Origin of the sequence: Phytomonospora endophytica, from assembly GCF_014202425.1 — a bacterium.
Taxonomy (GTDB): Bacteria; Actinomycetota; Actinomycetes; order Mycobacteriales; family Micromonosporaceae; genus Phytomonospora; species Phytomonospora endophytica.
In genome coordinates this window covers 293,440-316,885 of sequence record NZ_JACHGT010000009.1, presented here as the reverse complement: position 1 = coordinate 316,885, position 23,446 = coordinate 293,440, and the positions used below count along the sequence as shown (strand labels likewise).

The 23,446-nt window shown below is 71.4% G+C and carries 26 protein-coding genes; 19 read left to right on the top strand and 7 right to left on the bottom strand.

Annotated features, from left to right (window positions below; all coding sequences use genetic code 11):
• The first annotated feature begins 42 nt into the window (after positions 1–42).
• From HNR73_RS22110 to HNR73_RS22080, 7 genes are all read left to right on the top strand, one after another.
• Entirely contained in the window at positions 43–1,716 is a 1,674-nt protein-coding gene (locus HNR73_RS22110) for a phospho-sugar mutase (RefSeq protein WP_184789476.1), read from the top strand.
• 256 nt (positions 1,717–1,972) lie between these two features.
• Positions 1,973–3,667 (top strand): ABC transporter ATP-binding protein, encoded by a 1,695-nt coding sequence (locus tag HNR73_RS22105; protein WP_221331059.1) that lies wholly within the window; start codon positions 1,973–1,975, stop codon positions 3,665–3,667.
• A 59-nt stretch (positions 3,668–3,726) separates the two neighbouring features.
• Positions 3,727–4,905, top strand: coding sequence for a hypothetical protein (locus HNR73_RS22100; RefSeq protein ID WP_184789474.1), 1,179 nt, complete (start codon positions 3,727–3,729; stop codon positions 4,903–4,905).
• A 3-nt stretch (positions 4,906–4,908) separates the two neighbouring features.
• Positions 4,909–6,141 carry a hypothetical protein gene (locus tag HNR73_RS22095; protein WP_184789473.1) on the top strand — a complete coding sequence of 411 codons (1,233 nt, stop codon included), beginning with the start codon at positions 4,909–4,911 and terminating at the stop codon, positions 6,139–6,141.
• A complete protein-coding gene (locus HNR73_RS22090; protein WP_184789472.1) occupies positions 6,138–6,806 on the top strand; it encodes an ABC transporter ATP-binding protein in 669 nt (222 codons plus the stop codon). Before HNR73_RS22095 ends, HNR73_RS22090 begins: the two co-directional genes overlap by 4 nt.
• Complete coding sequence (locus tag HNR73_RS22085; RefSeq protein ID WP_184789471.1) at positions 6,784–8,016, top strand: ABC transporter permease; 1,233 nt, start codon at positions 6,784–6,786, stop codon at positions 8,014–8,016. Before HNR73_RS22090 ends, HNR73_RS22085 begins: the two co-directional genes overlap by 23 nt.
• 273 nt (positions 8,017–8,289) lie before the next feature.
• Positions 8,290–10,029, top strand: coding sequence for an ABC transporter ATP-binding protein (locus HNR73_RS22080; RefSeq protein ID WP_184789470.1), 1,740 nt, complete (start codon positions 8,290–8,292; stop codon positions 10,027–10,029).
• Positions 10,030–10,036: 7 nt separating this feature from the next.
• On the opposite strand, the gene HNR73_RS22075 is transcribed toward HNR73_RS22080, so the two are convergent.
• Positions 10,037–10,408, bottom strand: a complete 372-nt coding sequence (locus tag HNR73_RS22075; protein ID WP_184789469.1) for a DoxX family protein — start codon at positions 10,406–10,408, stop codon at positions 10,037–10,039.
• Between the two features lie 95 nt (positions 10,409–10,503).
• Here HNR73_RS22075 and HNR73_RS22070 point away from each other — a divergent pair, with 95 nt between their 5' ends.
• The 4 genes from HNR73_RS22070 (at position 10,504) to HNR73_RS22055 (ending at position 13,046) form a co-directional block, all read left to right on the top strand.
• Entirely contained in the window at positions 10,504–11,103 is a 600-nt protein-coding gene (locus HNR73_RS22070; RefSeq protein ID WP_184789468.1) for a TetR/AcrR family transcriptional regulator, read from the top strand.
• 80 nt (positions 11,104–11,183) lie between these two features.
• A complete protein-coding gene (locus tag HNR73_RS22065; protein WP_184789467.1) occupies positions 11,184–11,612 on the top strand; it encodes a MarR family winged helix-turn-helix transcriptional regulator in 429 nt (142 codons plus the stop codon).
• Between the two features lie 2 nt (positions 11,613–11,614).
• A complete protein-coding gene (locus HNR73_RS22060) occupies positions 11,615–12,037 on the top strand; it encodes an organic hydroperoxide resistance protein (RefSeq protein ID WP_184789466.1) in 423 nt (140 codons plus the stop codon).
• 1 nt (position 12,038) lies between these two features.
• Positions 12,039–13,046 (top strand): NADP-dependent oxidoreductase, encoded by a 1,008-nt coding sequence (locus HNR73_RS22055; protein WP_184789465.1) that lies wholly within the window; start codon positions 12,039–12,041, stop codon positions 13,044–13,046.
• A 52-nt stretch (positions 13,047–13,098) separates the two neighbouring features.
• Here the strand turns inward: HNR73_RS22055 and HNR73_RS22050 are convergent, their stop codons facing one another.
• Positions 13,099–13,680 (bottom strand): histidine phosphatase family protein, encoded by a 582-nt coding sequence (locus HNR73_RS22050; RefSeq protein ID WP_184789464.1) that lies wholly within the window; start codon positions 13,678–13,680, stop codon positions 13,099–13,101.
• Positions 13,681–13,750: 70 nt separating this feature from the next.
• On the opposite strand from HNR73_RS22050, the gene HNR73_RS22045 reads away from it, so the two are divergent.
• The gene (locus tag HNR73_RS22045; RefSeq protein ID WP_203686058.1) at positions 13,751–14,476 is read left to right on the top strand and encodes an SDR family oxidoreductase; all 726 of its coding nucleotides are present in this window, start codon (positions 13,751–13,753) and stop codon (positions 14,474–14,476) included.
• On the opposite strand, the gene HNR73_RS22040 is transcribed toward HNR73_RS22045, so the two are convergent.
• Positions 14,434–14,790: a winged helix-turn-helix transcriptional regulator gene (locus tag HNR73_RS22040; RefSeq protein ID WP_239122060.1), complete on the bottom strand. Its 357-nt coding sequence runs from the start codon at positions 14,788–14,790 to the stop codon at positions 14,434–14,436. The genes HNR73_RS22045 and HNR73_RS22040 overlap by 43 nt on opposite strands.
• Positions 14,791–14,877: 87 nt before the next feature.
• On the opposite strand from HNR73_RS22040, the gene HNR73_RS22035 reads away from it, so the two are divergent.
• Positions 14,878–15,735: an NAD(P)-dependent oxidoreductase gene (locus HNR73_RS22035; protein WP_184789462.1), complete on the top strand. Its 858-nt coding sequence runs from the start codon at positions 14,878–14,880 to the stop codon at positions 15,733–15,735.
• Positions 15,736–16,087: 352 nt separating this feature from the next.
• On the opposite strand, the gene HNR73_RS22030 is transcribed toward HNR73_RS22035, so the two are convergent.
• A complete protein-coding gene (locus HNR73_RS22030) occupies positions 16,088–17,275 on the bottom strand; it encodes a class I SAM-dependent methyltransferase (RefSeq protein WP_184789461.1) in 1,188 nt (395 codons plus the stop codon).
• Between the two features lie 95 nt (positions 17,276–17,370).
• Here HNR73_RS22030 and HNR73_RS22025 point away from each other — a divergent pair, with 95 nt between their 5' ends.
• The 4 genes from HNR73_RS22025 to HNR73_RS22010 all read left to right on the top strand — a co-directional run bounded on the left by HNR73_RS22025 (position 17,371) and on the right by HNR73_RS22010 (position 20,570).
• On the top strand, positions 17,371–17,577 hold the full coding sequence (locus HNR73_RS22025) for a DUF1918 domain-containing protein (protein WP_184789460.1): 207 nt from the start codon (positions 17,371–17,373) through the stop codon (positions 17,575–17,577).
• Between the two features lie 219 nt (positions 17,578–17,796).
• The gene (groES, locus tag HNR73_RS22020; protein WP_505862857.1) at positions 17,797–18,105 is read left to right on the top strand and encodes a co-chaperone GroES; all 309 of its coding nucleotides are present in this window, start codon (positions 17,797–17,799) and stop codon (positions 18,103–18,105) included.
• A gap of 99 nt (positions 18,106–18,204) precedes the next feature.
• Positions 18,205–19,836 carry a chaperonin GroEL gene (gene groL, locus HNR73_RS22015; RefSeq protein WP_184789458.1) on the top strand — a complete coding sequence of 544 codons (1,632 nt, stop codon included), beginning with the start codon at positions 18,205–18,207 and terminating at the stop codon, positions 19,834–19,836.
• A gap of 89 nt (positions 19,837–19,925) precedes the next feature.
• Positions 19,926–20,570: a maleylpyruvate isomerase N-terminal domain-containing protein gene (locus HNR73_RS22010; RefSeq protein WP_184789457.1), complete on the top strand. Its 645-nt coding sequence runs from the start codon at positions 19,926–19,928 to the stop codon at positions 20,568–20,570.
• A 54-nt stretch (positions 20,571–20,624) separates the two neighbouring features.
• Here the strand turns inward: HNR73_RS22010 and HNR73_RS22005 are convergent, their stop codons facing one another.
• Genes HNR73_RS22005 through HNR73_RS21995 form a run of 3 tightly spaced genes read right to left on the bottom strand, consistent with a single transcriptional unit; the run spans position 20,625 to position 21,690 of the window.
• Positions 20,625–20,966: a peptidase inhibitor family I36 protein gene (locus HNR73_RS22005; protein ID WP_184789456.1), complete on the bottom strand. Its 342-nt coding sequence runs from the start codon at positions 20,964–20,966 to the stop codon at positions 20,625–20,627.
• Between the two features lie 38 nt (positions 20,967–21,004).
• Positions 21,005–21,340: a peptidase inhibitor family I36 protein gene (locus HNR73_RS22000; RefSeq protein ID WP_184789455.1), complete on the bottom strand. Its 336-nt coding sequence runs from the start codon at positions 21,338–21,340 to the stop codon at positions 21,005–21,007.
• Complete coding sequence (locus tag HNR73_RS21995; RefSeq protein WP_184789454.1) at positions 21,337–21,690, bottom strand: peptidase inhibitor family I36 protein; 354 nt, start codon at positions 21,688–21,690, stop codon at positions 21,337–21,339. The genes HNR73_RS22000 and HNR73_RS21995 overlap by 4 nt, the downstream gene beginning before the upstream one ends.
• Positions 21,691–21,800: 110 nt before the next feature.
• On the opposite strand from HNR73_RS21995, the gene HNR73_RS21990 reads away from it, so the two are divergent.
• Positions 21,801–22,379, top strand: coding sequence for a TetR/AcrR family transcriptional regulator (locus HNR73_RS21990; RefSeq protein WP_184789453.1), 579 nt, complete (start codon positions 21,801–21,803; stop codon positions 22,377–22,379).
• Between the two features lie 140 nt (positions 22,380–22,519).
• Positions 22,520–23,170: a helix-turn-helix transcriptional regulator gene (locus tag HNR73_RS21985; protein ID WP_184789541.1), complete on the top strand. Its 651-nt coding sequence runs from the start codon at positions 22,520–22,522 to the stop codon at positions 23,168–23,170.
• Positions 23,171–23,446: the final 276 nt, after the last annotated feature.

Sequence of the window (23,446 nt, the reverse complement as noted above, 5' to 3'; positions counted from 1 at the left end):
ACCGAGGCGCCACAGCCGTGTCCGTTATGCGAACATGCACGCATGAACCAGTCACCACCTGACCGCAGGCTCGCTCGCCTGAGCGCGGCCGCGCAGTCCTGGATCGCCGACGACCCCGACCCGGCGACCGCCAAGGAACTGCGCCGGGTCCTCGACGAACTGCCCGACAGCGCCGACGACCTCGCCGACCGCTTCGCCGGCCGGCTCGCCTTCGGCACCGCCGGGCTGCGCGGCCCCGTCCGCGCCGGGCCGAACGGGATGAACCGCGCGGTCGTGCGCGCCGCCGCCGCGGGACTGTGCGCCTGGCTGGACAAGTCCGGCGCGAAAGGGCCGGTCGTGATCGGCTACGACGCCCGCTACGGCTCGGTCGACTTCGCCGAGGAGACCGCGCGAGTCGTGACCGGCACGGGCCGTCGCGCGCTGATGATGCCCGAGCCGCTGCCGACGCCGGTGCTCGCCTACGCCGTCCGGGCCCTCCAGGCCGTCGCCGGGGTCATGGTCACGGCGAGCCACAACCCGCCGCGCGACAACGGGTACAAGGTCTACCTGGGCGCCGAACTCGGCGGCGTGGAAGGCAACGGCGCGCAGATCGTGTCCCCTGTGGACACCGAGATCGAGGCGGCCATCGAAGCCGTCGGGCGCCTCGCGGAAGTCCCGCTCGGCGACGCCGCCGAACTCCTCGACCGGTCCGTCGTCGACGGCTACCTCGCCGGAGTCGCCGCCGTCACCGACCGCGACGACCCCCGCGACCTCGACATCGTCGCCACGCCGATGCACGGCGTCGGCGGCACGACCCTCATCGAGGCCCTGGAACTGGCCGGATTCAGCACGCCGACCCTCGTCGCCGAACAGACCCGGCCCGACCCGGCCTTCCCGACCGTCGCGTTCCCCAACCCCGAGGAACCCGGCGCGACCGACCGGCTGCTCAACCTCGCGCGCAAGCGCAAGGCCGACATCGCCATCGCGCTCGACCCCGACGCCGACCGTTGCGCCGTCGCCATCCCGCACGGCGAGGACTGGCGGCTCCTGCGCGGCGACGAACTCGGCATCCTCCTCGCCGACCACCTGATGCGGCGGGGCCGCGAAGGCACCTACGCGACGACGATCGTGTCGTCGTCGATGCTGCGGGCCCTGTGCCTCGCTCGTGACGTGCCGTACGAGGAGACGCTCACCGGCTTCAAGTGGATCGTGCGGGCGTCGCGGGATTTGGCGTTCGGGTACGAAGAGGCGATCGGGTACTGCGTCGCGCCCGGCAACGTTCGCGACAAGGACGGGATCAGTGCCGCGGTGCTCGCGTGCGAGCTGGCGGCCGGGCTGAAGGCGCAGCTGAGCAACCTCGGGGAACGGCTCGACGAGCTCGCCGACGAGTTCGGGGTCCATGCCACCGATCAGCTGTCGGTGCGAGTCGAGGACCTGCGCGAGATCGCCGACGCCATGGCGCGGTTGCGGGCGCGGCCGCCCGCGACGTTGCTGGACGAGCCGGTCGCGTCGGTGGAGGACCTGCTGCCCGAGACCGACGCGATGAGGCTGCGGACACCGCAGGCGCGGGTGGTGGTGCGGCCGTCCGGGACGGAACCGAAGCTGAAGGCGTACCTGGAGGTCGTCGAGCCGGTGGTGGGGGGAGAGGTCGGGGAGGCGCGGGAGCGGGCCACGGCTTGTTTGCAGGCGTTGCGAACCGAGGTGGCGCATGCGTTGGGCTTGTTAGAAGGGCGGTGAGAGGGCGGGGCTTTCCGGTCGTGTCGGGTTGGTTCCGGCCGGGGGCTTCGCCCCGAACCCCACCGGGGACTCCGTCCCCGACCCGGGACTTTCGGTCCCGGGATCGCTTCGCTCCCCGGTCCTGGGGGCTTGGGTCCTCCCCTTCGTCTTTGTCTTGACCTTGTCCATGTGTCCCCTCCCACATGTGCTTCGGATGGTGGGATATGGGGTCGCCAATTGGTTCGTCCAGGCGTAGCGTCCACCGGCTGTGCGTACCATGCCTTCGCCCGATCCCGGCACTCCCGATTCCGTCTCACCGGCCCGCTACCTGTGGTGGTTGCTGAGGGGGCAGATGCCGCGTGTCCTCGCCGGGATGTTCTACGGGATCGTGTGGATGGTGTGCATGGCCGTGTCTCCCGCGCTGCTCGGGCGGGCCATCGACCAAGGTGTCGCCACCAAGCACTGGCCCTCGCTGCTGGCGTGGTCCGGGGGGATCCTGCTGCTCGCCGCGATCGGTGCCGGCGCCGGGATCATGCGGCACCGGACCGTCGTCAAGGTGTCCATGTACGGCGGTATCCGCACCGTCCAGGTCGTGACCCGGCGAGCCGTGAAACTCGGTGCCGCCCTGCCCAAACAGGTGTCCACGGGTGAAGTCGTCTCGATCGGCGCCGCCGACATCGCCAACATCGGCATGGCCCTCGACATCAGCGCGCGGCTCTCCGGCGCCGTCGTCACCCTCGTCGTGATCGTCGCGATCCTGCTCGCCATCTCACCGCCCCTCGGGGCCGTCGTGCTCATCGGCGTACCGATCCTGATGTTCCTCGTCGGGCCCCTCATCAAGCCCCTCCAACGCCGCGAAGCGCACTACCGCGAACAGCAGGGCGCGCTGTCGGCGCAGGCGAACGACATCGTCTCGGGACTCCGCGTACTGCGCGGCATCGGCGGCGAAGAACTGTTCCACCGCCGCTACGGTGAGCGTTCCCAGCAGCTCAAACGAGCCGGGTTCCGCATCGGCGCCGTCCAGACCTGGGTCGAGGCGCTCCAGATCCTGTTGCCCGGCCTGTTCCTCGCCCTGGTGACCTGGCTGTCGGCGCGGATGGCGAACTCCGGGACCATCAGCGTCGGCGACGTCGTCGCCATCTACGGCTACGCCGCCCTGCTCACCATCCCCCTGCGCACCTTCGCCGAGGCCGCCTACAAGATCACCCGCGGGCTCGTCGCGGCCCGCCGCGTCGTGAACATCCTCAAGCTCCAGCCCGACGTCGAAAGTGGACGGTCCACGGTGGACAGTCCGGGCGGTGGGCTGGTCGACCCGGACTCCGGGCTGGCCGTACCGGCGGGGCGCCTGTACGCGATCGCCGCGGCCGAGCCGGCCGACGCCACCGCCATCGCCGACCGCCTCGGCCGCTACGAGGACTCCGGCGCGACCTTCGGGAACGTGCGGCTTTCGGACATGGACGTCGCCGAGGTGCGCCGCCGGATCCTGATCGCCGACAACGAGGCCCGCCTGTTCGCCGGCCGTCTCCGCGACGAACTGGACGTGCGCGGCGGCGCCGAGGACACCGAGATCGAGCGGGCGCTGAAGATCGCCGCCGCCGAGGACGTCGTCGAGGCCCTGCCCGGTGGGCTCGACGCCGAAGTCGCCGAAGCCGGCCGGTCCCTGTCCGGAGGGCAGCGGCAGCGCCTGCGACTGGCCCGCGCCCTGGTCTTCGACCCCGAGGTGCTCGTCCTCGTCGAGCCGACCTCGGCCGTCGACGCGCACACCGAGGCCGCGATCGCCGATCGGATCCGCGACGCCCGCGAGGGCCGGACCACGATCATCGCGACCACCAGCCCGCTGCTGCTGTCCCAGGTCGACGAAGTGGCCTATGTGGCCGGCGGAAAGGTGCTGGCCACCGGATCGCACCACGAGCTTCTGCGCACCGAGCCCCGTTACCGCGCGACCGTGACGCGCGGGGAATCCGAGGACTGACGACGGCAACCTCCCGCCCTCCGCCCGCATCTTTCGGGTTGAACACAACTGGAGGGACCATGAGGTCACGTGTGTACCGGCTGCTGCCGGTCGTTTTGATCGGCGCACTGGCGCTGGTCGGGTGCTCTGGAGACGACGGCGGCGACGGAAAGCCGACCGGCGCCAAGGAAGCGTGGCTTGAGGGCAACAAGTCGGACGCGGAACTCGACCAGGTCATCGCCCGCCTGACCAGGCAGTGCATGGAGGGCAAGGGCTTCACCGTGCACCCCGACGGTGGGATGGTCGGCGGCGAGCAGTGGGTCTTCAACCCCGACGAGATCATCACCGAGAACCAGGGCATGACGCCCACCCTCGAAGAGGCCCAGAAGAACGGCTACGGCATGGACCCCCGGGGTCCCGGGCCGGGCGGCGAACCGAGCGAAGGCGAGAGCGAGGCGCCCACCGACGATCCGAGCGGTGACGCCAGCGGCCTGCCCGGCGGGCCCGAGGAAGAGTACGACGACAGCTTCTACACCAAGCTCACCGACGAGGAGCGCGACGCGTACTACATCGCGCTCGAAGGCGTGAACAAGGAGAAGCTCTGGGAGGAGTACTACAAGGAGATGGAGGAGAAGGGCGAGACCGACGACATGAAGATGGAGGAGCCCGAGTACCCCAACCACGAGAAGGTCACGCTCCCCGACGGCACGACGCGCCAGTTCCCCACCCAGGGCTGCACGGCCGAGGTGAACACCCAGGTCTTCCCCGACGGCATCGGCGTCTACACCGAGAAGGAGTACTACGCCCTCGACAAGTTCTCCATCCTGATCTGGGACGAGCTGCGCGAAGGCCCCGACATGCAGGCCCTCAACGAGTCCTGGGCCAGCTGCATGACCGGCCGCGGCTTCGACGACCTCGAAAGCCCCGACGACGCCTACGAGAAGGCCAACGAGCTCTACTACGGCCCCTCCCAGGTGATCGAGAGCGAGGACGGCGGCTCGGCGACCACGTACGTCGGTGACCCCGACGAGTTCGAGATGCCGACCGACGAGGAGATGGACGAGGCCAAGGAGAAGGAGATCAAACTCGCCGTCGCGCACGTCGAGTGCGACCAGGAGTCGGGCTACTCCACCGGCCAGGCCGAACTGATGAAGGGCGCGCTCGACACCTACCTCGTCGACTACGAGACCGAGCTGTTCGGCTGGTACGAGTACGTCACCGCCGCGCTCGGCACCGCACAGGGCCTGTTGAAGGAGTAGCGGGTGAAGATCGCCGTCACCCGCTCGCGGGTCATCATCGCGTTGTTGAGCCTGGGGCTCGTGGTCTCCTCCGGCGTCGCGGTCTGGGCCGGTTCCCAGGCCCGCACGCCCGCGCAGGTCTCCTCCGAGGCCGACGCGCCCGAACCCTCGACGGTCACCGCGACCGTCCAGGAGGGGCCCCTGGCCGCCTCCCGCAAGTTCACCGGCGAGCTCGGCCGCGAGGTCGCGCTGTCGGTGAAGGCGCCCGCCACCGGATCCGAGAACGGTGGGGGAGGGGCCGAGCAGATCGTCACCTTCCTCCCGCGCGAGTCCGGCGACGAGGTGAAGAACGGGCAGTCGCTGATCGAGATCTCCGGCCGCCCGATGATCGCGCTCCAGGGCAGGTTCCCCGCCTTCCGCGACATCAAGGAAGGCGACAAGGGCCGTGACGTCTCGCAGCTCCAGCAGGCGCTGTCCTCGCTGTACGGGACGCCGGTTACCGGGACCTTCGACGCGCGCACCACCGCCGACGTCAAGCGCCTCTACAGCGCCCTCGGCTACCAGCCGTCCACCGTGGACGGTGAGGCGACGGTCGGCGAGGACGGCGAGACCACGCCGGGACCGAAACTGGTGAGCGTCCCGGCCGCCGAGCTGCTCATCGTCAAGTCGCTCCCGGCGACCGTCGGGAAGGTCTCGGCGCAGGTCGGGCTGCCCGCCAAGGACACGCTGCTGACGCTCGTCGGCGGAGCCTGGCAGGTCACCGTTCCCCTGGCCGACGGCACCAAAGGGCTCGACAGCCTCGACGAGGACGCCCGCCTGACCTTCGGCGACGGACCGCTTGAGGACAAGAGCACCAGCCTCCTCGGTATCGGCCCGCCTCCCGGCCAGGAGGAGCAGTCCGAGGAGAACGACGAGGGCGGCGACCCCTGGGGCAACGGTGAGGACAACGGCCCCAGCGACGTCGCCACCTTCAAGGTGAACCCGAAGGACCTCCCCAAGAAGCCGAAGGTCGGCCTCGCCCAGGAGGTCGTCGTCGAGTTCAAGCACTCGCCGCCCGAAGCGGTCGTCGTGCCCGTCTCCGCCCTGTGGCGCAAGGCCGGCACCGACGTGGTGACCGTCGTCGACGCGGCGGGAAACCGCACCGACGTGCCGGTGACGATCCACCTCAACCACGAGGGTCTGGCCGCGGTGACCGCGAAGGAAGGTGAACTGGCGGTCGGCGCGAAGGTCGTCGTCGCCGAGCGGAGCAAGAAATGATCGCCCTGAACGAAGTGGGCCGGACCTTCCCCGGCCCGCCCGAGGTCGCCGCCCTGCGGGACGCGACCTTCACCGTCGACGCCGGTGAGATGGTGGCCATCATCGGGCCCTCGGGCTCGGGGAAGTCCACGCTCCTCAACGTCCTCGGCCTGCTCGACGAACCGACCTCGGGCACCTACCTGCTCAACGGCGTCGACACCGGGAAGCTCAAGGAGCGCTCCCGGACGGCGCTGCGGGCCACGACGCTGGGCTTCGTGTTCCAGTCGGCCTACGTCGTGGCGCACCTCGACTGCATGGCCAACGTCGCGTTGCCCCTGACGCACCTGGGCGTGCCGCGCAAGGAACGGCCCGTGCTCGCCGAGGCCGCGCTGCGCTCGGTCGGGCTCGGGCATCGCCTGCACGCCCGACCGAACACGCTGTCCGGTGGTGAGCGGCAGCGGGTCGCGATCGCCCGCGCGATCGTGCACGAGCCGCGCGTCCTGCTGTGCGACGAGCCGACCGGCAACCTCGACAGCGAGAACACCCAGGCCGTGCTGGACCTGCTGGAGAACCTGGTGACCGGTGACCGCGCGGTCGTCGTCGTGACCCACGAGAACGAGGTCGCCGACCGGGCCGGCCGAACCGTGAAGGTGGTGGACGGCCATGCGGCTCCCCTGGCGGCGTAAAGGGAAGGACGACGACCTCGCCGGGCTCGGTGCCGTCAACAACGGCCGCAAGGTCCGCACCTCGCCGCGGGACGCGCTGATCCAGGCCGCGCTGGCGGTCAAGGGCCGGCGGCTGCGGTCGAGCCTGACCATCGCCGGCGTCGCCCTCGGCATCGCCACGGCCATCGGCACCCTGGGCATCACGGCCTCGGCCGCCGGGGCGGTCTCCGACCGCTTCGACGCGATCAAGGCCACGCAGGTCACCGCCCGCTACCCCGAGGGGATCGCGGCCCCGCCCGGCGCGGCGTCGGAGAACGTCCGCTCGCTCAACGGCGTCGAACAGGCCGGGCTGTCCTGCAAGGCGCAGGACCTCGACGTCGGCCGCAACGCCTACGGCAAGACGGTGAACCTCTCGGCGATGGCCGCGCAGTCCGAGGCGATGGTCGCCTACCAGGCGTCCCTCGACCAGGGCCGCTGGTTCGACGCCGGGCACGGCGAGCGCGGCGATCCCGTCGTCATGCTCGACACCGCGGCGGCCGCGCAGCTCGGTATCAAGTCCCTGGTGGACGGCCCGATGGTGTTCATCGGCGGGCAGCCCTACCTCGTGGTCGGGATCTTCACCGCGCCCGACAACGAGACGCGTTTCACACGTGCCGTGGTGTTCCCCTACGAGCGTTGCCTCGGTGGCGGTTTCAGTGCCGCCGAGGCGATCGTGCGGACCTCGCCGGGGGCGGCGCAGCAGGTCGCCACGGAGGTCGCGCTGGCCCTGCATCCGCAGGCGCCGGCGCGGTTGACGGTGACGACCCCGCCGGACCTGGAGACCTTCCAGCAGGGCGTGCAGTCGGAGACGCAGGCGCTGTTCCTGGGGCTGGCGGCGATCTCGCTGCTCATCGCCGCGATCGGGATCTCCAACACGACCTATGTGGCCGTGCTGGAACGCAAACCCGAGATCGGCCTGCGCCGGGCGACCGGCGCGACGAGGTCGGCGATCACCGTCCAGTTCCTCTTCGAGTCGGGGATCCTCGGCCTCGTCGGCGGGACGATCGGCACGATCCTGGGCGTCGACGCGACCGCGGCGGCCGCCCTCGGCAAGGACTGGCTGGTCATCCTCGATCCGCTGCTGCTGGCCGGGGGACCGCTGCTCGGGCTGGTCGTGGGCACGCTCGCCGGGATCTACCCGGCGCTGGCGGCGGCGCGGCTGCATCCGGTCGAGGCCCTGCGGACGGCCTAGGACGGAGGTGGGCGCCCGCTCGGGGGAGGGGCGCCCACCTCGCGAACGGCGGTGGGCCGGTGGGGAACCGGCGCCATCGCTGGCCGCGCGCGAAGACGGTCGCGCGCGTGGCTCGGGCGGTCCGGAGTCCGGGGCTCGTGAAACCGAGTCCCGGTACCCGGGCCGCTCCGCCGCGACGCCGGTCACAGTACGGCCGATAGTGGGAAAAACGATGGCCGTCGCGGGCGGGCGGGCGTAGCGTCGCGGGCGCCTAGATCCGAGGAGCCCCACCCCATGAGCACCACCACCGACCTGCCGGTCGCCGATCCGCCCGAGGTCCGGCGGGCCGCCTGGCGTCTGCTGCGCTCCCGGCCGGGCGTGCTGACCGCGGTGATCGCCCTGCACGTGTCGGCCGCCGTCACCGGGCTGGCCGGTCCATGGCTTCTCGGGCACCTCATCGACGACGTCCGCAAGGGCACCACGAACGCCGGCATCGACCGGATCGCGCTGCTCATCGCCGGGTTCGTCGTGGTCAACGCCGTCGTCACCCGCTTCGCCCGCTACGTGTCCTTCCGTTTCGGCGAGACGCTGCTGGCCGAACTGCGCGAGTCCTTCATCGGCCGCTCGCTGTCCCTGCCGCTGTCCACGGTGGAGCGCGCGGGCACCGGTGACCTGATGACCCGCAGCTCGCAGGACGTCGACGCGCTCGGCTCCTCGATCCGCTTCGCCGTCCCGGAGATGCTCGTCGGCGTCGTGACGCTCCTGCTCACCTTCGTCGCCATGGTGACCCTCAGCCCGATCCTCGCGCTGACCTCGCTGGTCGGCGCGCCCGTGCTGTTCCTCGTCACCCGCTGGTACCTCCGCCGGGCCCGGCTGATCTACCTGCGCGACGGGCGCGTCCGCTCCGGCCTCAGCGAGGCCCTGGCCACCACCGTCGAAGGCGCCCGCACCATCGAGGCCCTCGGCCTCCAGGAGCGCCGGGTCGAGCGCGGATACGCCACGCTCAAGGACTTCCACGACGTGCGGATGAGCGCGCTGCGGCTGCGCACGGTGTGGTTCCCGATCACCGAGTTCACCTACCTCGTGCCGCTCGCCGCGATCCTGCTCGTCGGCGGCGTGCTCTACGCCAACGACCTCGCCACCATCGGCGCCGTCACGGCCGGCGCGCTCTACGTCAACCAGATCATCGAACCGCTGGACCGGCTGCTCGCCTGGACCGAGCAGCTCCAGATCGGCAGCACCTCCTTCGCCCGCGTCCTCGGCGTCGGGAAGGTGCCCGCCGACCGCACCGAGCACGGCCTCGACCCCGAGGACGACCGGCTCGCCGCGACCGACGTCCGCTACGCCTACGCCGGAGGGCACGACGTGCTGCACGGCGTCGACATCACCATCCGGCCCGGCGAGCGCCTGGCCATGGTCGGGCCGTCGGGTGCGGGCAAGTCGACGCTGGGCAGGCTGCTGGCGGGCGTGGACGGGCCGCGTACCGGGAGTGTGTCGGTCGGCGGTGTGGACGTGACCGGGCTGCCGCTCGGTGAGCTGCGGCGGCGGATCGCGCTGGTCACGCAGGAGCACCACGTGTTCCTGGGGACCCTGCGCGACAACCTGGCGCTGGCCCGGCCGGACGCGACCGACGCCGAGATCTATCAGGCGCTGGCGTCGGTCGACGCCGACTGGGCCGCCGACCTCGACGGCGGGCTCGACACCGAGCTGGGTTCCGGTGGCTACGAGCCGAGTCCCGCGCAGGCGCAGCAGATCGCGCTGGCGCGGCTGGTCCTGGCCGACCCGCACACCCTCGTGCTCGACGAGGCGACCTCGCTGCTCGACCCGCGCGCGGCCCGTCACCTGGAGCGGTCGCTGGCGGCGGTGCTGGAAGGGCGCACGGTCATCGCGATCGCGCACCGGTTGCACACCGCGCACGACGCCGACCGGGTGGCGGTCGTCAGCGGCGGCCGGATCGCCGAGCTGGGCAGCCACGACGAGCTGATCGCCGCCGACCGGGACTACGCGGCCCTGTGGAGGTCGTGGCGGTCGTAGACCGCTCCTAGAAGGCCCACTCCCCGAAGCGGCCCCAGGCCACGAACACCGCCACGGCGAACAGCACGGCGTTCACCGGGATCGACTTGTACTCCTTGTGGCGGGCGTGGACGATCGCCGCGCCGACCATCATCAGCGCCAGGCCCGTCGCGGCCAGCGGTACGAGGATCGTGGCCACGTCCAGCAGGGGCGGCAGGATCAGCGCGAACATGGCCGCGACCTCGGACAGCGCGATCAGGCGCACGACGACGGGCGGGAAGTCGTCGATCCAGGGCCCGAGCTTCTCGCGCAGCGTCGGAATGGGCGCGAAGGTCTTGAAGAGGCCGCCGAGGCCGATCAGGACCAGGACGATCTGGCCGATCCAGAGTGCGGTGTTCATGTCCGTCTCCCGAGGGGATAAGTGGAGGGTCCTATCCGTATCGGCGCCGAGCCTAGCATAAGTGGAAGGTGATCTCCGCTTGTTAGGCTGGCTCCATGGGGTCCCCGGGTCTGCGCTCCGACGCCGCGCACAACCGCGAACGCATCCTCGCCGTCGCGCGCGAGCTCTTCGCCGAACGCGGCGCCGACGTGCCGATGGACGAGATCGCCCGCCGCGCCGGCGTCGGCATCGCCACCCTCTACCGGCGTTTCCCGACGCGGGAGTCGCTGACCCAGGCGGGAATCCGCGACGTCATGGACTCCTTCACGGCCGCCATCGCCGACGCGGCCGTCGCCGCCGACCCGGCGGCGGCCTTCCTGGAACTCGTCGAGCGCGCCCGCCGTCTCCAGCTGGCCAACCGGGGCTTCAGTGACGCCATGTGCAAGGACACCCCGGGCTTCGAGGAGGAGAAGCAGGCCCTGCTCGCGGCGGTCGGCACCGTCGTCGAGCGCGTGAAGGGCGCCGGGCTGCTGCGCGAGGACTTCACGGCGCTGGACTTCCTGGCGATCATGCTCGGTCACGCCGGGCTGATCGAAGGCGCCTGCGAGGGCGCCGACGCCGACGCGCTGTCGCGCCGCTTCATGGCGGCCCTGCTCGCGGGCTACGGGCGCGAGGTCACCGCCGCACTGCCGCCTCCGCCGGAGTGGCACGGCTGAGGCCCGCCGCCGTTGTGCCCTCGCCCACGATCCGGCCGATTAGATTGTGCACAACTTAATTGGGCACTACCGTTACGGGCATGGACGAGAACCTCGCGTTGCGCGACCAGGTCTGCTTCGCGCTCTACTCCGCCTCCCGCGCGGTCACCGGTGTCTACCGCCCGCTCCTCGACGAGCTCGGCCTGACCTACCCGCAGTTCCTCGTCCTCCTCGCGCTCTGGGAGCGCGACGGCCGGACCGTCTCCGAGATCGGCACGGCCCTGCGCCTCGACTCCGGCACCCTCTCGCCGCTGCTCAAGCGCCTCGAAGGCGCCGGCCTCGTCGACCGCCGCCGCGCGGCCGCCGACGAACGCCAGGTCACCGTCCACCTCACCGACGCCGGCTCTGACCTGCGCGAACGCGCTAGGACCGTGCCGGCCCGCGTCGCCGAGGCCGCCGGCCTCACCACCGACCAGTTGCGCGAACTGCGCGACGTCCTCACCACACTCACCGACAACCTGAAGGGCTGACCATGAAGGTGCTCTACACCGCCGGGGCCACCGCCACCGGCGAAGGCCGCAACGGCCACGTCACCTCGTCCGACTCCCGCCTCGACCTCGACCTGCGCGTCCCCGCCGAACTCGGCGGCCCCGGCGGCGGCAGCAACCCCGAGCAGCTCTTCGCCGCCGGGTACTCCGCCTGCTTCCACAGCGCGCTCCAGACCGTCGCCCGCCGCGAGAAGGTCGCCCTCGGCGCCTCAACGGTCACCGCGAAGGTCGGCATCGGCCCCAGCGGCGGCGGTTACGGCCTCACCGTCGCCCTCGACGTCGCCATCCCGGGCGTCGAACACGACGTCGCCGAAGAACTCGTGGCCAAGGCCCACCAGGTCTGCCCGTATTCGAACGCGACCCGTGGCAATGTCGACGTCACGCTGACCGTCGTCAAGGGGGAGTGACATGGCCTACCAGTCCCGCGAGGTCCGCCTCGCCCGCCGTCCGCAAGGCTGGCCCGTCCCCGAGGACTTCGCCCTCGAAACCGTCGACCTGCCCGAGCCCGGCGCCGGCCAGGTCGTGGTCCGCAACGCCTTCATCTCCGTCGACCCGTACATGCGCGGGCGCATGAACGACGTCCCCTCCTACGTGCCGCCCTACGTCCTCGGCGAACCCATGGAGGGCGGCGCCGTCGGCACGGTCGTCGCCTCCGGCGAGGAGAAGGTGCCCGTCGGCACCCACGTCATCCACGGCCAGGGCTGGCGCGAGTTCGCGCTCGTCGACGCCGCCAAGGTCCGCGCCGTCGACCCGGCCCTCGTCCCCAGCGAGTCGGTGTACCTGGGCGCGCTGGGCATGACCGGCCTGACCGCCTACGCGGGCCTGACCGCGATCGCCGACCTGAAACCCGGCGAGACCGTGTTCGTATCCGGCGCCGCCGGAGCCGTCGGCCAGATGGTCGGCCAGATCGCCCGCCTCAAAGGCGCCGCCCGCGTCGTCGGCAGCGCCGGTTCCGACGCCAAGGTCGAGCGCCTCACCGGCCGCCTCGGCTTCGACGCCGCCTTCAACTACCACGACGGGCGCGTCAAGGACCTGCTCGGCGAGGCCGCGCCCGACGGCATCGACGTCTACTTCGACAACGTCGGCGGCGAACACCTCGAAGCCGCCATCGGCGCCATGAAACTCGGTGGGCGGGCCGCCATCTGCGGCGCCATCTCGATGTACAACTCCACCGAACCGCCGACCGCGCCCCGCAACCTCGGGCTGCTGATCGGCAAGCGGGCCACCCTGAAGGGCTTCCTCGTGGGAGACCACGGCGCCCTCATGCCGGAATTCCTCGCCGAGGCCGCACCGTGGCTGCGCGACGGGAGCCTCATCGCCGACGAGACCGTCGTCGAGGGCGTGGACAACGCCGTCGACGCGTTCCTCGGGATGCTGCGCGGGGAGAACCTGGGAAAGATGCTGGTCCGGGTCTAGGAACACCGGACCCCGTACGCCCGCCCGCCTCGCGGGCGGGCGTGCCCGGCGTCTACCCGATCGTCGCCGGCGCGAGGTTCCAGCGGCGGATCACCTTGCGCTCATGCTCGAAACCGAGCACCGACACCGTCGCCGTGTCCAGCCACAACAGCTCACCGCCCTCGGCACCCAGACCGATCCACCTCGCGGCGGCCACACGCAGCGCGTGACCGTGGCCGACGAGCGCGACATCGCCCATCGCGAGCATCCCCTCGGCCTTGGCGAGGACCCGGTCGAGGCGCACCCCGACCTCGGCGGGCGACTCACCGCCCGGAGCGCCGTCGTGCCAGATCGTCCAGCCCGGGTCCGTCTCGTGGATCCGCGCCGAGGTGACGCCCTCGTAGTCGCCATAGGCCCACTCGGCGAGATCCTCGTCGATCGTGGCCGGGGGCAGGCCCGCCAGTTCGGCCGTGCGCTTCGCCCGCCTCCTCGGCGAGCACAACACCGCCGTCAGCTGCAACGGCGCCAGCAGCGGCCGCAACCGCAGCGCCTGCTCCTCCCCGGCGGCCGTCAGGTCCAGATCCGTCACCGACGTGTGCCGCCCCGACAGGCTCCACTCGGTCTGGCCGTGCCGTACGAGAAAGATCTCCGCCATGCCGCCATCGTATGGGCGCCTTTTCGCCCGCGCTTAGGATCGAGCCCCCGGACAATGGAGGTTCCCCGTGATCCGCCCCCTCACCGTCGTCACCGGAGGCACCCGCGGCATCGGCGCGGCCACCGCCGCCCGCCTCGCCGCCGACGGCCACGACCTCGTCCTCTCCTACGCCTCCGACGGTGAGGCCGCCGCCAAGACCGCCGCGCTGGCCGAGGCCGCGGGCGCGCGCTGCGTGACCGTCGCCGCCGACGTCTCCGTCCAGGCCGACGTCGACCGCCTCTTCGACACCGCCGCCGAACTGGGCGTCATCACCGGCCTGGTCAACAACGCCGGGATCACCGGCGGCTTCGGCCGCCTCGCCGACGCCGAACCCGCGACACTCCAGCGCGTCATCGACGTCAACGTCGTCGGCGTCCTCCTGTGCTGCCGCCGGGCCATCGCCGACATGAACGGCGGCGCCATCGTCAACGTCTCCTCCGGCGCGGCCACCCTCGGCAGCCCCGGCGACTACGTCCACTACGCCGCCTCGAAGGCCGCCGTCGACACCCTCACCCTCGGCCTGTCCAAGGAACTCGGACCCGACGGGATCCGCGTCAACGCCGTCGCCCCCGGCATCATCGACACCGACATGCACGCCTCCGGAGGCGACCCCGGCCGCGCCGCCCGCGTCGGCCCGCAGATCCCGCTCGGCCGCGCCGGCACCGCCGAGGAGGTCGCCGCCGCGATCGCCTGGCTGCTGTCGCCCGAGGCGTCCTACACGACCGGCGCCGTGCTCAGGGTCGCCGGCGGACGCTGACCGAGGACGTTCTCCCGGCCCCACGCGCCCAAGGGCTTCAAGGCCGTGTTCAGCGCCGTCCCACGCTCGGTCAGCGAGTACTCCACGCGCGGCGGAACCTCGTCGAAGACCTCGCGGCGGACGACGCCGTCCTGCTCCATCTCCCGCAGATGCGAGGCCAGGACCTTCTCGGTGAGGCCCGGCATCGACCGCCGCAGCTCACCGAAGCGGAACGGGCGCTTGTCGAGCACCCACAGGATCGACACCTTCCACTTGCCGCCGATGACGGTCATCGCCGCCTCGATCGGGCATTCGCCGGCACTCGGCCTCACCACGTCCACCTCCACGCTTACCCGCGGGTGACCACCCACGTCGAAGTGCGTACTTGATCGACCCCGGATCCCGCGACAAGGCTAGTCGGCATGAAGACACCGATCACCCTCCTCGGCCTCGGCTCCATGGGCCGCGCGCTCGCCACCGCCTGGCTCGCCGCCGGGCACCCCGTCACCGTCTGGAACCGCACGCCCGGAAAGGAGCCCGCGGGCGCGGCCGTCGCCGCGACCGCCGCCGAAGCCGTCGCGGCGAACCGGCTCGTCGTCGTGTGCCTGCTGGACGACGCCTCCGTCGAGTCGGTGCTCGCCTCCACCGACCTCGACGGCCGCGACCTGGTGAATCTGACGACGAACACCCCCGGCGAAGGCCGCGTCCGCGCGGAGTGGGCGGTGCAGCGCGGTGCCCGTTTCCTGGACGGCGGGATCATGGTCCCGCCCGCGATGGTGGCGACGCCCGCCGGATTCGTGCTGTACAGCGGCTCGCGGGAGTCGTTCGACGAGCACCGGGCCGTGTTGTCGGCGGTGGCGCGCCCGGAGTTCACCGGCGACGACCCGGGGCGTGCCGCGCTGCTGGACGTGGCGTTGCTGAGTGCGATGACCGGGCTCTTCGGCGGGATAGTGCACGCCTACGCGGTCACGGCGGGCGAGGTGCCGCCGACCGAGTTCGCGCCGATGCTGGCGGGATTCCTGACCGCGATGTCGGGCGTGACGCCCCAGGGCGTCGGCGAGCGCTTGGCGAGCGGCGACCACACGACAGGGGTGGCGTCGACGCTGGCGATGCAGACCGCGGCGAGCGGAACGCTGCTGCGGACGGCGGGGGAGCAGGGGGTGAGTACGGAGCTGATCGAGCCGTACCTGGCGCTGATGGAGCGGCGGGTCGCGGAGGGGCACGGGGACGAGGGGAGCAGTGGGCTGGTGGGAGGGCTTGGGGTGACGGCCGGGGGGTAGCGCGACGGGGGTGGGGGGCTCGGGTTCGGGCGGGCTCGCGTGGCGTCGTGCGGTCTCGTGGTCTTGCGGTCTTGCGGTCTCGTGTGGCTTCGCACGGCGTCGCGCGGTTTTGCACGGCCGCGGCCTCGCATCGCCTCGCGCTGCCGCGCGGCGGCGCATGGGCTTGCGCGGTCTCGTGTGGCTTCGCATGGCGCCGAGCGGTCTCGCACGGCCGCGTCTCGCACCCGCCCCCACCCACCGCCCGGCAAGAAATGTCGCACCTCGCCCGTATCGTGATTTTTGGGGCCCCTTTGGGTGCATGGGCGGAGCGCGCGTTTCGTCGAGACGCGTGCCCGTCCGTGCTGCCCGCCCCTCACGCCCGCGGCAGTTCCTCGCAGATGAACGCCGTCCGCTGCCCCTCCACCCGCGTCACCACGACCGTCGCCTCCGCCGATCCCGCCGCCTTGCCTTTCAGCAGCTCCCGCCGCAGCGCGTCCGGATCCACGTCCACCCCGCGCTTCTTCACCGTCAGCCGCCCCACGCCCCTCTCCCGCAGCGCCGCCCGCAGCCTCTTCACCACGAACGGCATCCGCTCGGCCACCGCGAACCCGCGCGCGAACGGCGTGTCCACGGCAGCGTCGGTGTACAGGTACCCGATCGTCGCGTCGCCCAGCCGCGCGTGCAGCCGGTCGGCCAGCTCGCTCACCAGGTACGTCCGCAGCACGGCCCCGTCCGGCTCGTAGAGGTACCGGCCGGGCTCGCCGACGGGCGCGGGCCGCTCGCCGTCGCCGGTCAGTTCGTGCACCTCGCCGCCACGGACGACCGTGGCCCGCCTGGGCACCGTCGCGGCCTCCCCGAGCCACAGGGCGGCCTCGACGACGTCGCCGTCGACGGAGACCCACTCGGCCTCGGCGCCTGCCGGGATCGCCGCGTGCGGGATGCCCGGCCCGACCTTCACCGCCGCGAGCGGCACGCCCGACGCTCGCGCGACCAGCGCGTCCAGCGGCGGCGTGTACGCGGCCGGGTCGAAGACGCGGCGACCACGCGCGTCGCGCCTGGCCGGGTCGGCGAACACGGCGTCGCAGCCGTCCAGCGACGTGGTCAGCGCGTCGTCATGACGGACCTCGACCAGCCCGCCCAGCCCGAGCCCCTCGACGTTGGCGGCGGCCAGCGCGGCCGTCTCGGCGTCGGCGTCGACGGCCACGACGCGCAGTCCCGCCCGCGCCATCGCGACGGCCTCGGTACCGATCCCGCAGCACAGGTCGGCGACGCGGGTCGCGCCCGCCGCGCGCAGCCGCTCCGCGCGGCGACCGGCGACCGGGGGCCGCGTCGCCTGCTCCAGGCCGTCGCGGGTGAAGAACATGTGCTCGGCGTCCGCACCGAACTTCGCCGCCGCGGCCAGGCGCAGCGTCGCCTGCGTCAGCACCGCCGAGGCCAGCGCCGGGTCGTCGGTGTGGGCGCGCAGGGCGACGGCCGCGCGGGACGGGTCGGCGGCGGCCAGGCCGGCGGCGACGCCGAGCAGCGCGGCGCCCTCGGGGGAGCGGAGGACGTCAAGGGACATGGGTCAATCCTGCGGGATGGCACACCGGGTTCGGTTCGTGCCCTTCCACGCCACGGCGGGTCTTGGGACACTGGCGGGGAGAGGAGGTGGGGCAGATGCGCGCGTCCACAGGCGATCGGCTCCGCATTCACGGCCGGGTGATCGGCCAGAAGGACAACTGCGGCGTGATCGTCGAGGTCCGCGGGCCCGACGGCGGCCCGCCTTACCGGGTGAGATTCGACGACGGGCACGAGAGCCTGGTCTACCCCGGCCCCGACTGTGTCGTCGAACCGGCCGCGACGGTCGATTCGCCGACCCTTTGATCCCGCCTACGCCACGCCGGAAACCGCCTTCTACCAGCCCCGCTCGCTGTGACGTTGGCACTCTGGTTGACGGAGTGCCAGCCTTCGGCATAGTCTCTGCGTTAGCACTCTCCCTGTGAGTGTGCCAGCTCATCTGAGCGGACCGGGGGTCTCGCCACCCGCGACGACGGGACTCCGGTACATGTCAAGTTCGTTCCCATGTACCCACGGAGGGTATCAGTGACCACCGCGACCAAGGTTGCGATCAAGCCGTTGGAGGACCGCATCGTGGTCCAGGCCAACGAGGCCGAGACCACGACCGCCTCCGGCATCGTCATCCCCGACACCGCCAAGGAGAAGCCCCAGGAGGGCACCGTCCTCGCCACCGGCCCCGGCCGGATCGACGACAAGGGCAACCGCGTCCCGCTCGACGTCAATGTCGGCGACACGGTCATCTACTCCAAGTACGGCGGCACCGAGGTCAAGTACGCCGGTGAGGACTACCTGATCCTCTCGGCTCGTGACGTTCTCGCCGTCGTCGAGAAGTAGTAAGCCGAAGTCACGACCGTGACGATCTAGACGGTTGATCGCCCCGGAGTCTCGACGAGGCTCCGGGGCGGTGCCGTACGAAGGGAACCTCGAAACACCATGTCGAAGATCATCAGCTTCTCCGACGACGCCCGCAAGAGCCTGGAGGCCGGCGTCAACCGCCTGGCCGACGCGGTGAAGGTGACGCTCGGCCCGCGCGGCCGCAACGTCGTGCTGGACAAGTCGTTCGGTCCCCCCACGATCACCAACGACGGCGTGACCATCGCCAAGGAGATCGAACTCGACGACCCGTACGAGAACCTCGGCGCGCAGCTGGCCAAGGAAGTCGCGACCAAGACCAACGACGTCGCCGGCGACGGCACCACCACCGCCACCGTCCTGGCCCAGGCCATGGTCACCGAAGGCCTGCGCAACGTCGCCGCCGGTGCCGGCCCGATCGCCCTCAAGCGGGGCATCGACGCCGCGGCCCAGGCCGTCAGCGAGGCGCTGCTGGCCAAGGCCGCCGAGGTCGTCGACAACGCCGACATCGCCAAGGTCGGCGCCATCTCCGCCCAGGACGTCACCATCGGCGCGCTCATCGCGCAGGCGATGGACACCGTCGGCCGCGACGGCGTCATCACCGTCGAAGAGGGTTCCACGCTCGAAACCGAGCTGGAACTCACCGAGGGCATGCAGTTCGACAAGGGCTACATCTCCCCCTACTTCGCCACCGACGCCGAGGCCGGCGAAGCCGTCCTCGACGACCCGTACATCCTGGTCGCCAACCAGAAGATCTCGGCGATCGAAGAGCTGCTGCCGCTGCTGGAGAAGATCGCCCAGTCCGGCAAGCCGCTGCTGATCATCGCCGAGGACGTCGAGGGCCAGGCCCAGTCGACGCTCGTGGTCAACGCGATCCGCAAGACCTTCAAGGCCTGCGCCGTGAAGGCCCCCGGCTTCGGCGACCGCCGCAAGGCCATGCTGGAGGACATCGCCACCCTCACCGGTGCCGAGTTCGTGTCCCCCGAGATCGGCGGCAAGATCGACGGTCTCACCCTCGACCAGCTCGGCAGCGCTCGCCGTGTCGTCGTCACCAAGGACAACACGACGATCATCGACGGCGCCGGCGACAAGGCCGCCGTCGAAGGCCGCGTCTCGCAGATCCGCAACGAGATCGCCGACACCGACTCCGACTGGGACCGCGAGAAGCTCTCCGAGCGCCTCGCGAAGCTCTCCGGCGGCGTCGCGGTGATCAAGGTCGGTGCCGCGACCGAGGTCGAGATGAAAGAGAAGAAGCACCGCATCGAAGACGCGATCGCCGCCACCCGCGCGGCCGTCGAAGAGGGCGTCGTCCCCGGCGGCGGCACCGCGCTCGTCGCGATCGCCGACGCGCTCGACAAGCTCGACTTCGAAGGCGACGAGGCCACCGGCGTGCGCATCGTGCGCAAGGCGCTGCGCGAGCCGCTGCGCTGGATCGCGATCAACGCCGGCCTCGACGGCAGCGTCGTGGCCGAGAAGGTCGGGGCCCTCGACTGGGGTCACGGCCTCAACGCCGCCACCGGCGAGTACGGCGACCTGATCGCCGCCGGCATCCTCGACCCGGTCAAGGTCACGCGCAACGCCGTGATCAACGCCGCGAGCATCGCCGGTCTGCTGCTGACGACCGAGTCGCTGATCGTCGAGAAGCCCGAGGTCACCGAGCCGGCCGGACACGGGCACTCGCACTCGCACGGCGGGCACTCGCACTCGCACTAGTACGACCGCAAGGCACAACGGGACGCCTCCGCACGGAGGCGTCCCGTTCGCGTCACCCACACCTCGCCCGAGTTCGACATACTCGCGCCATGACTCCCATCTGGCAGCTCTTCTGCGCGACCGGGGCCGTCGCCCGCGACCTGCTGGCCTCCACCGAGGTCGCCGAGCGCTGGACCCGGCCGAGCGCCCTCGCCGAGTTCCAGGTCAGCGGCCTGTCGGGGCACCTCGCCCGACAGATCATCAACGCCGAACGCTTCCTCGACGTGCCGCTCACACCCGACACGCCACGTCTCGGACTCGACGAATGGTTCGCCAAGGGCGCCAAGGGCAAGAGCGACGAGCCGCTCGACTCACCCGCCCACCGCGCCATCCGTGAGCGCGCCGAACAGGACGCCGCACCGGGACCCGCCGCGCTCGCCGCGAAGGTCGACGCCGCGCTGGCGCGGCTCTCGTCGCGGCTGCCGTCGGAGGACCCGAACCGGTGGGTCAACGTGTTCGGGCACCACGCCCTGACCCTCGACACCTTCCTGCTGACGCGGCTGACGGAACTGGTCGTGCACGCCGACGACCTCGCCTTCAGCGTCTACGCCGAGCCGCCGGTGCTGCCCGACGAGGCGGTCGACGTCGTGATCACCGCCCTGACCGGCCACGCCGTCCGCAAGCACGGTCGCATCGCGGTGCTGCGTGCGCTGTCGCGCAGCGAACGGGCGCGCGGCACCATCTCCGCCTACTGACGACACGCGAACGGGACGCCCCTTCGCCGAGGCGTCCCGTTCGACCGCGTCGGTTCAGCTGCGCACCGAGTTGACCGGGAACGGCGTGGTCGCCGTGTCGAAGCCCGGCTCCAGCGTGAACGTCGCTCCGGTGCAGTCGCTGAACTCGAACGCGTGCACCGCGTGCCGCATCTCGTTGGCCATCGACCGGCCGTCGGTGATGCCGTGCCAGCACCGGTCGTGCTGGTCGCTGCCGTAGATCTCCCCGGTGAAGTCCGCGCCCTTCCAGACGCAGAACATCTTCCGAGGGCAGCTCAGGGCCTCGGCCGAGGCGGGCGCGGCCACGGCGGCCGGCCCGAGCAGCGCCACGGCGGCGGCCGCCACGGCCCCGGTTCGTACCTTCCATCCGTGGGACATTCCGGTTCTCCTCCCCTTGGGAGCGGGTTCCCGCCCGCTCACGTCAGCACCCCGAGAATCTGGAACGGCACGTGAGCCGCGTCGAAGCCCGGTTCCAGGGTGAAGGTCTCTCCCGTGCAGTTGGTGAACCCGAAGGCGGTCACCGTGTGGTCCATCCGGTTCTTCATCGACACCCCGCCCGGAGACACGTCGGAACAGACTCCGCCCGCGTCGCCGCCGTAGACCTTGCCGGTGAAGTTCGGCTCGGCCCACACGCAGAACGCGCCGGGCGGGCAGCCCGGTCCGGCGGCGGCGGGCGCGGCCACCGCCACCGGCCCGAGCAGCGCCATGGCGGCGACGGCGCCCAGCCGGGCCCCACGGCCGAGCGCGATCACGTGAGCACCGCGTAGATCGGGAACGGCGAGTTCCCGGTGTCGTAGCCGGGCTCCAGCGTGAAGCTCTGCCCGGTGCAGTCGCCGAACTCGAAGGCCCGGACGGCGTGACCCATCTGGTTGGCCATCGACCAGCCGCCCGGGATGCCGTAGTAACAGGTGCCGGCGACGTCGCCGCCGTACATGTCGCCGGTGAAGTTCTGCCCGGTCCAGACGCAGATGTGGGCGTCGGGGCAGGCCGGGTGGTCGAGCGGCCCGGCCGGCTCGGCGCTCGCCGGCGCGGCCGCGACGGCCAGGCCGAGCAGGCCGATGCCCGCGATCGCCGCGATCTTGGTGTTCCATCCGAGAGACATCTCGGTTCTCCTCCCCCTGGGAAGCGAGTCCCCACTCGCTCCACGTCAGCTGTAGTACTACAGCTGGTGTACAACTAAGGTAGACCCGTTTCGAGTCGATGGGAAGTGATATGCCGGAAAATCCCGAGCGCCGCGCGAAGCTGGGCGACGCCGCCGTCGCCGTGATCGCGCGCGAAGGCTGCCGGGGCCTCACCCACCGGGCCGTCGACCGCGAGGCCAGCGTGCCCATCGGCACCGCCGTCAACTACCACCGCACGCGTGAGGACCTGCTCATCGCCGCCGCCGGGCGCCTCATCGGCCCCGACGTCGTGCACGACACCGGGCCCGCCGAGGTCAGTGAGGAGGGCATGCGCGCACTGCTGCGCGCCCTGATCGCCGACGCCGTCGGCGAGGAGCGTGCCCCGATGTACCGCGTCACCTTCGAACTGCTCCTGGAAGGGGTGCGCCGACCGCGACTCCGCGAGGTCCTCGTCGAACTCAACCGTGCCGAACTCGCCGCGATCACCGACGCCTTCGCCGCCGCCGGATACCGGCTCCCCGCCGAGGACTTCTCGTCGGCCACCGCCGGTCTCTACGGCGTGATCTTCGGACTTCTCACCGGAGTTCCCGCCCTCGACGAGGGCTCCGCGCACGCGACCGTCGACGCGATCGCGACCCGTCTGTGGGCCTCGATGACTACGTCTCAGTAGGAATCTTTTGTCACACGCGTCACAAATCCCCGGGCAAAAGCATACAAACTACCGCCAACCTCGGCAAAATGCAGCTGCAAAACCGTGTCATCAACCGACCGGTGGCCTGTCTCACGAGCAAGACGAGAGAGGTGGGACAGATGAGATCGGTCCTGGTTTGTGTAAGAACTCCGGCGGCGGCGCAGAAGATCAGCGCCTGCGCCGGCCGCACCGGAGTGGCACAGGCGGTCCGTACCGCGTTGTCATCCGCTGATGTCCACATGAGATTGAGGGAGCGACGGGCCGACGTGGTCCTCGCCGACGTGGCGCTCACCCGCCCCGACCCGGTCTCCTTCACCCGACAGGTGCTCGCGCTCGCGCCGGGCACCGGAGTCGTGCTGGTCGGCAACGCCGACCCGCGCATCGCCGCCCTCGCCGTCGCGGCGGGCGCGCGCGGTGTGATCCGCGCGGGCAAGGAGGAAGAGGATCTGGTCGTCGCCCTCACCCAGGCGATCATGATGGTCTGCCCCCGCGTCAACGGGCTCGTGCCGAGGCAGCCGGCGATGGGCGCGGGCACGCCCACGCAGGCGCTGACGTCGCCGGGGCCCCGACGCGGGAGCGCGCTCACCGAACGCGAGATGCAGGTGCTGCGCGGCATGAGCGAAGGGAAGAGCAACGGCGAGATCGGTCGCGACCTGTTCGTGTCCGAGGACACCGTGAAGACGCACGCGCGGAGACTGTTCCGCAAGCTCGGGGCACGCGACCGGGCGCACGCGGTGGCCGAGGCGTTCCGCTCGGGGCTGGTGAGTTAGGGCTCCGGGTTCGACGGCGGGTTCGACGGCGTCGCGGATGGTGGCCGCGACGGGAAATCGGGCCTCCAGCGCATCGGCATCTCGATCTGGGTGTGGTGCGAAGTCCACGACGGACTCACCGGTACCGCCCTCCTTGAGGAAGGGGGTCGGTGCTCGCGAGGGCCGACGGGGTGCCGGTTCGGTTTGGTTCGGGTTCGGGTTCGGGTTTCGGGCCCGGTTCGGGTCCGGGTTCGAGTCCGGCAGGTGGTGGCACGACCGGTTCCGCGTGGTGGCGGA

Excerpts from the sequence above, each read along its gene's own strand:
- HNR73_RS22070 (WP_184789468.1), top strand. The coding sequence starts at position 10,504 with ATGGGGTCCCCGGGTCTGCGCTCCGACGCCGCGCACAACCGCGAACGC.
- HNR73_RS22055 (WP_184789465.1), top strand. The coding sequence starts at position 12,039 with ATGGCCTACCAGTCCCGCGAGGTCCGCCTCGCCCGCCGTCCGCAAGGC.
- HNR73_RS22085 (WP_184789471.1), top strand. The coding sequence starts at position 6,784 with ATGCGGCTCCCCTGGCGGCGTAAAGGGAAGGACGACGACCTCGCCGGG.
- HNR73_RS22100 (WP_184789474.1), top strand. The coding sequence starts at position 3,727 with ATGAGGTCACGTGTGTACCGGCTGCTGCCGGTCGTTTTGATCGGCGCA.
- HNR73_RS22065 (WP_184789467.1), top strand. The coding sequence starts at position 11,184 with ATGGACGAGAACCTCGCGTTGCGCGACCAGGTCTGCTTCGCGCTCTAC.
- HNR73_RS22105 (WP_221331059.1), top strand. The coding sequence starts at position 1,973 with ATGCCTTCGCCCGATCCCGGCACTCCCGATTCCGTCTCACCGGCCCGC.
- groL (WP_184789458.1), top strand. The coding sequence starts at position 18,205 with ATGTCGAAGATCATCAGCTTCTCCGACGACGCCCGCAAGAGCCTGGAG.
- HNR73_RS22025 (WP_184789460.1), top strand. The coding sequence starts at position 17,371 with ATGCGCGCGTCCACAGGCGATCGGCTCCGCATTCACGGCCGGGTGATC.
- HNR73_RS22050 (WP_184789464.1), bottom strand. The coding sequence starts at position 13,680 with ATGGCGGAGATCTTTCTCGTACGGCACGGCCAGACCGAGTGGAGCCTG.
- HNR73_RS22005 (WP_184789456.1), bottom strand. The coding sequence starts at position 20,966 with ATGTCCCACGGATGGAAGGTACGAACCGGGGCCGTGGCGGCCGCCGCC.
- HNR73_RS21985 (WP_184789541.1), top strand. The coding sequence starts at position 22,520 with ATGAGATCGGTCCTGGTTTGTGTAAGAACTCCGGCGGCGGCGCAGAAG.
- HNR73_RS22080 (WP_184789470.1), top strand. The coding sequence starts at position 8,290 with ATGAGCACCACCACCGACCTGCCGGTCGCCGATCCGCCCGAGGTCCGG.
- HNR73_RS22075 (WP_184789469.1), bottom strand. The coding sequence starts at position 10,408 with ATGAACACCGCACTCTGGATCGGCCAGATCGTCCTGGTCCTGATCGGC.
- HNR73_RS22060 (WP_184789466.1), top strand. The coding sequence starts at position 11,615 with ATGAAGGTGCTCTACACCGCCGGGGCCACCGCCACCGGCGAAGGCCGC.
- HNR73_RS22010 (WP_184789457.1), top strand. The coding sequence starts at position 19,926 with ATGACTCCCATCTGGCAGCTCTTCTGCGCGACCGGGGCCGTCGCCCGC.
- HNR73_RS21995 (WP_184789454.1), bottom strand. The coding sequence starts at position 21,690 with ATGTCTCTCGGATGGAACACCAAGATCGCGGCGATCGCGGGCATCGGC.
- HNR73_RS21990 (WP_184789453.1), top strand. The coding sequence starts at position 21,801 with ATGCCGGAAAATCCCGAGCGCCGCGCGAAGCTGGGCGACGCCGCCGTC.
- HNR73_RS22090 (WP_184789472.1), top strand. The coding sequence starts at position 6,138 with ATGATCGCCCTGAACGAAGTGGGCCGGACCTTCCCCGGCCCGCCCGAG.
- HNR73_RS22035 (WP_184789462.1), top strand. The coding sequence starts at position 14,878 with ATGAAGACACCGATCACCCTCCTCGGCCTCGGCTCCATGGGCCGCGCG.
- HNR73_RS22030 (WP_184789461.1), bottom strand. The coding sequence starts at position 17,275 with ATGTCCCTTGACGTCCTCCGCTCCCCCGAGGGCGCCGCGCTGCTCGGC.
- HNR73_RS22110 (WP_184789476.1), top strand. The coding sequence starts at position 43 with ATGAACCAGTCACCACCTGACCGCAGGCTCGCTCGCCTGAGCGCGGCC.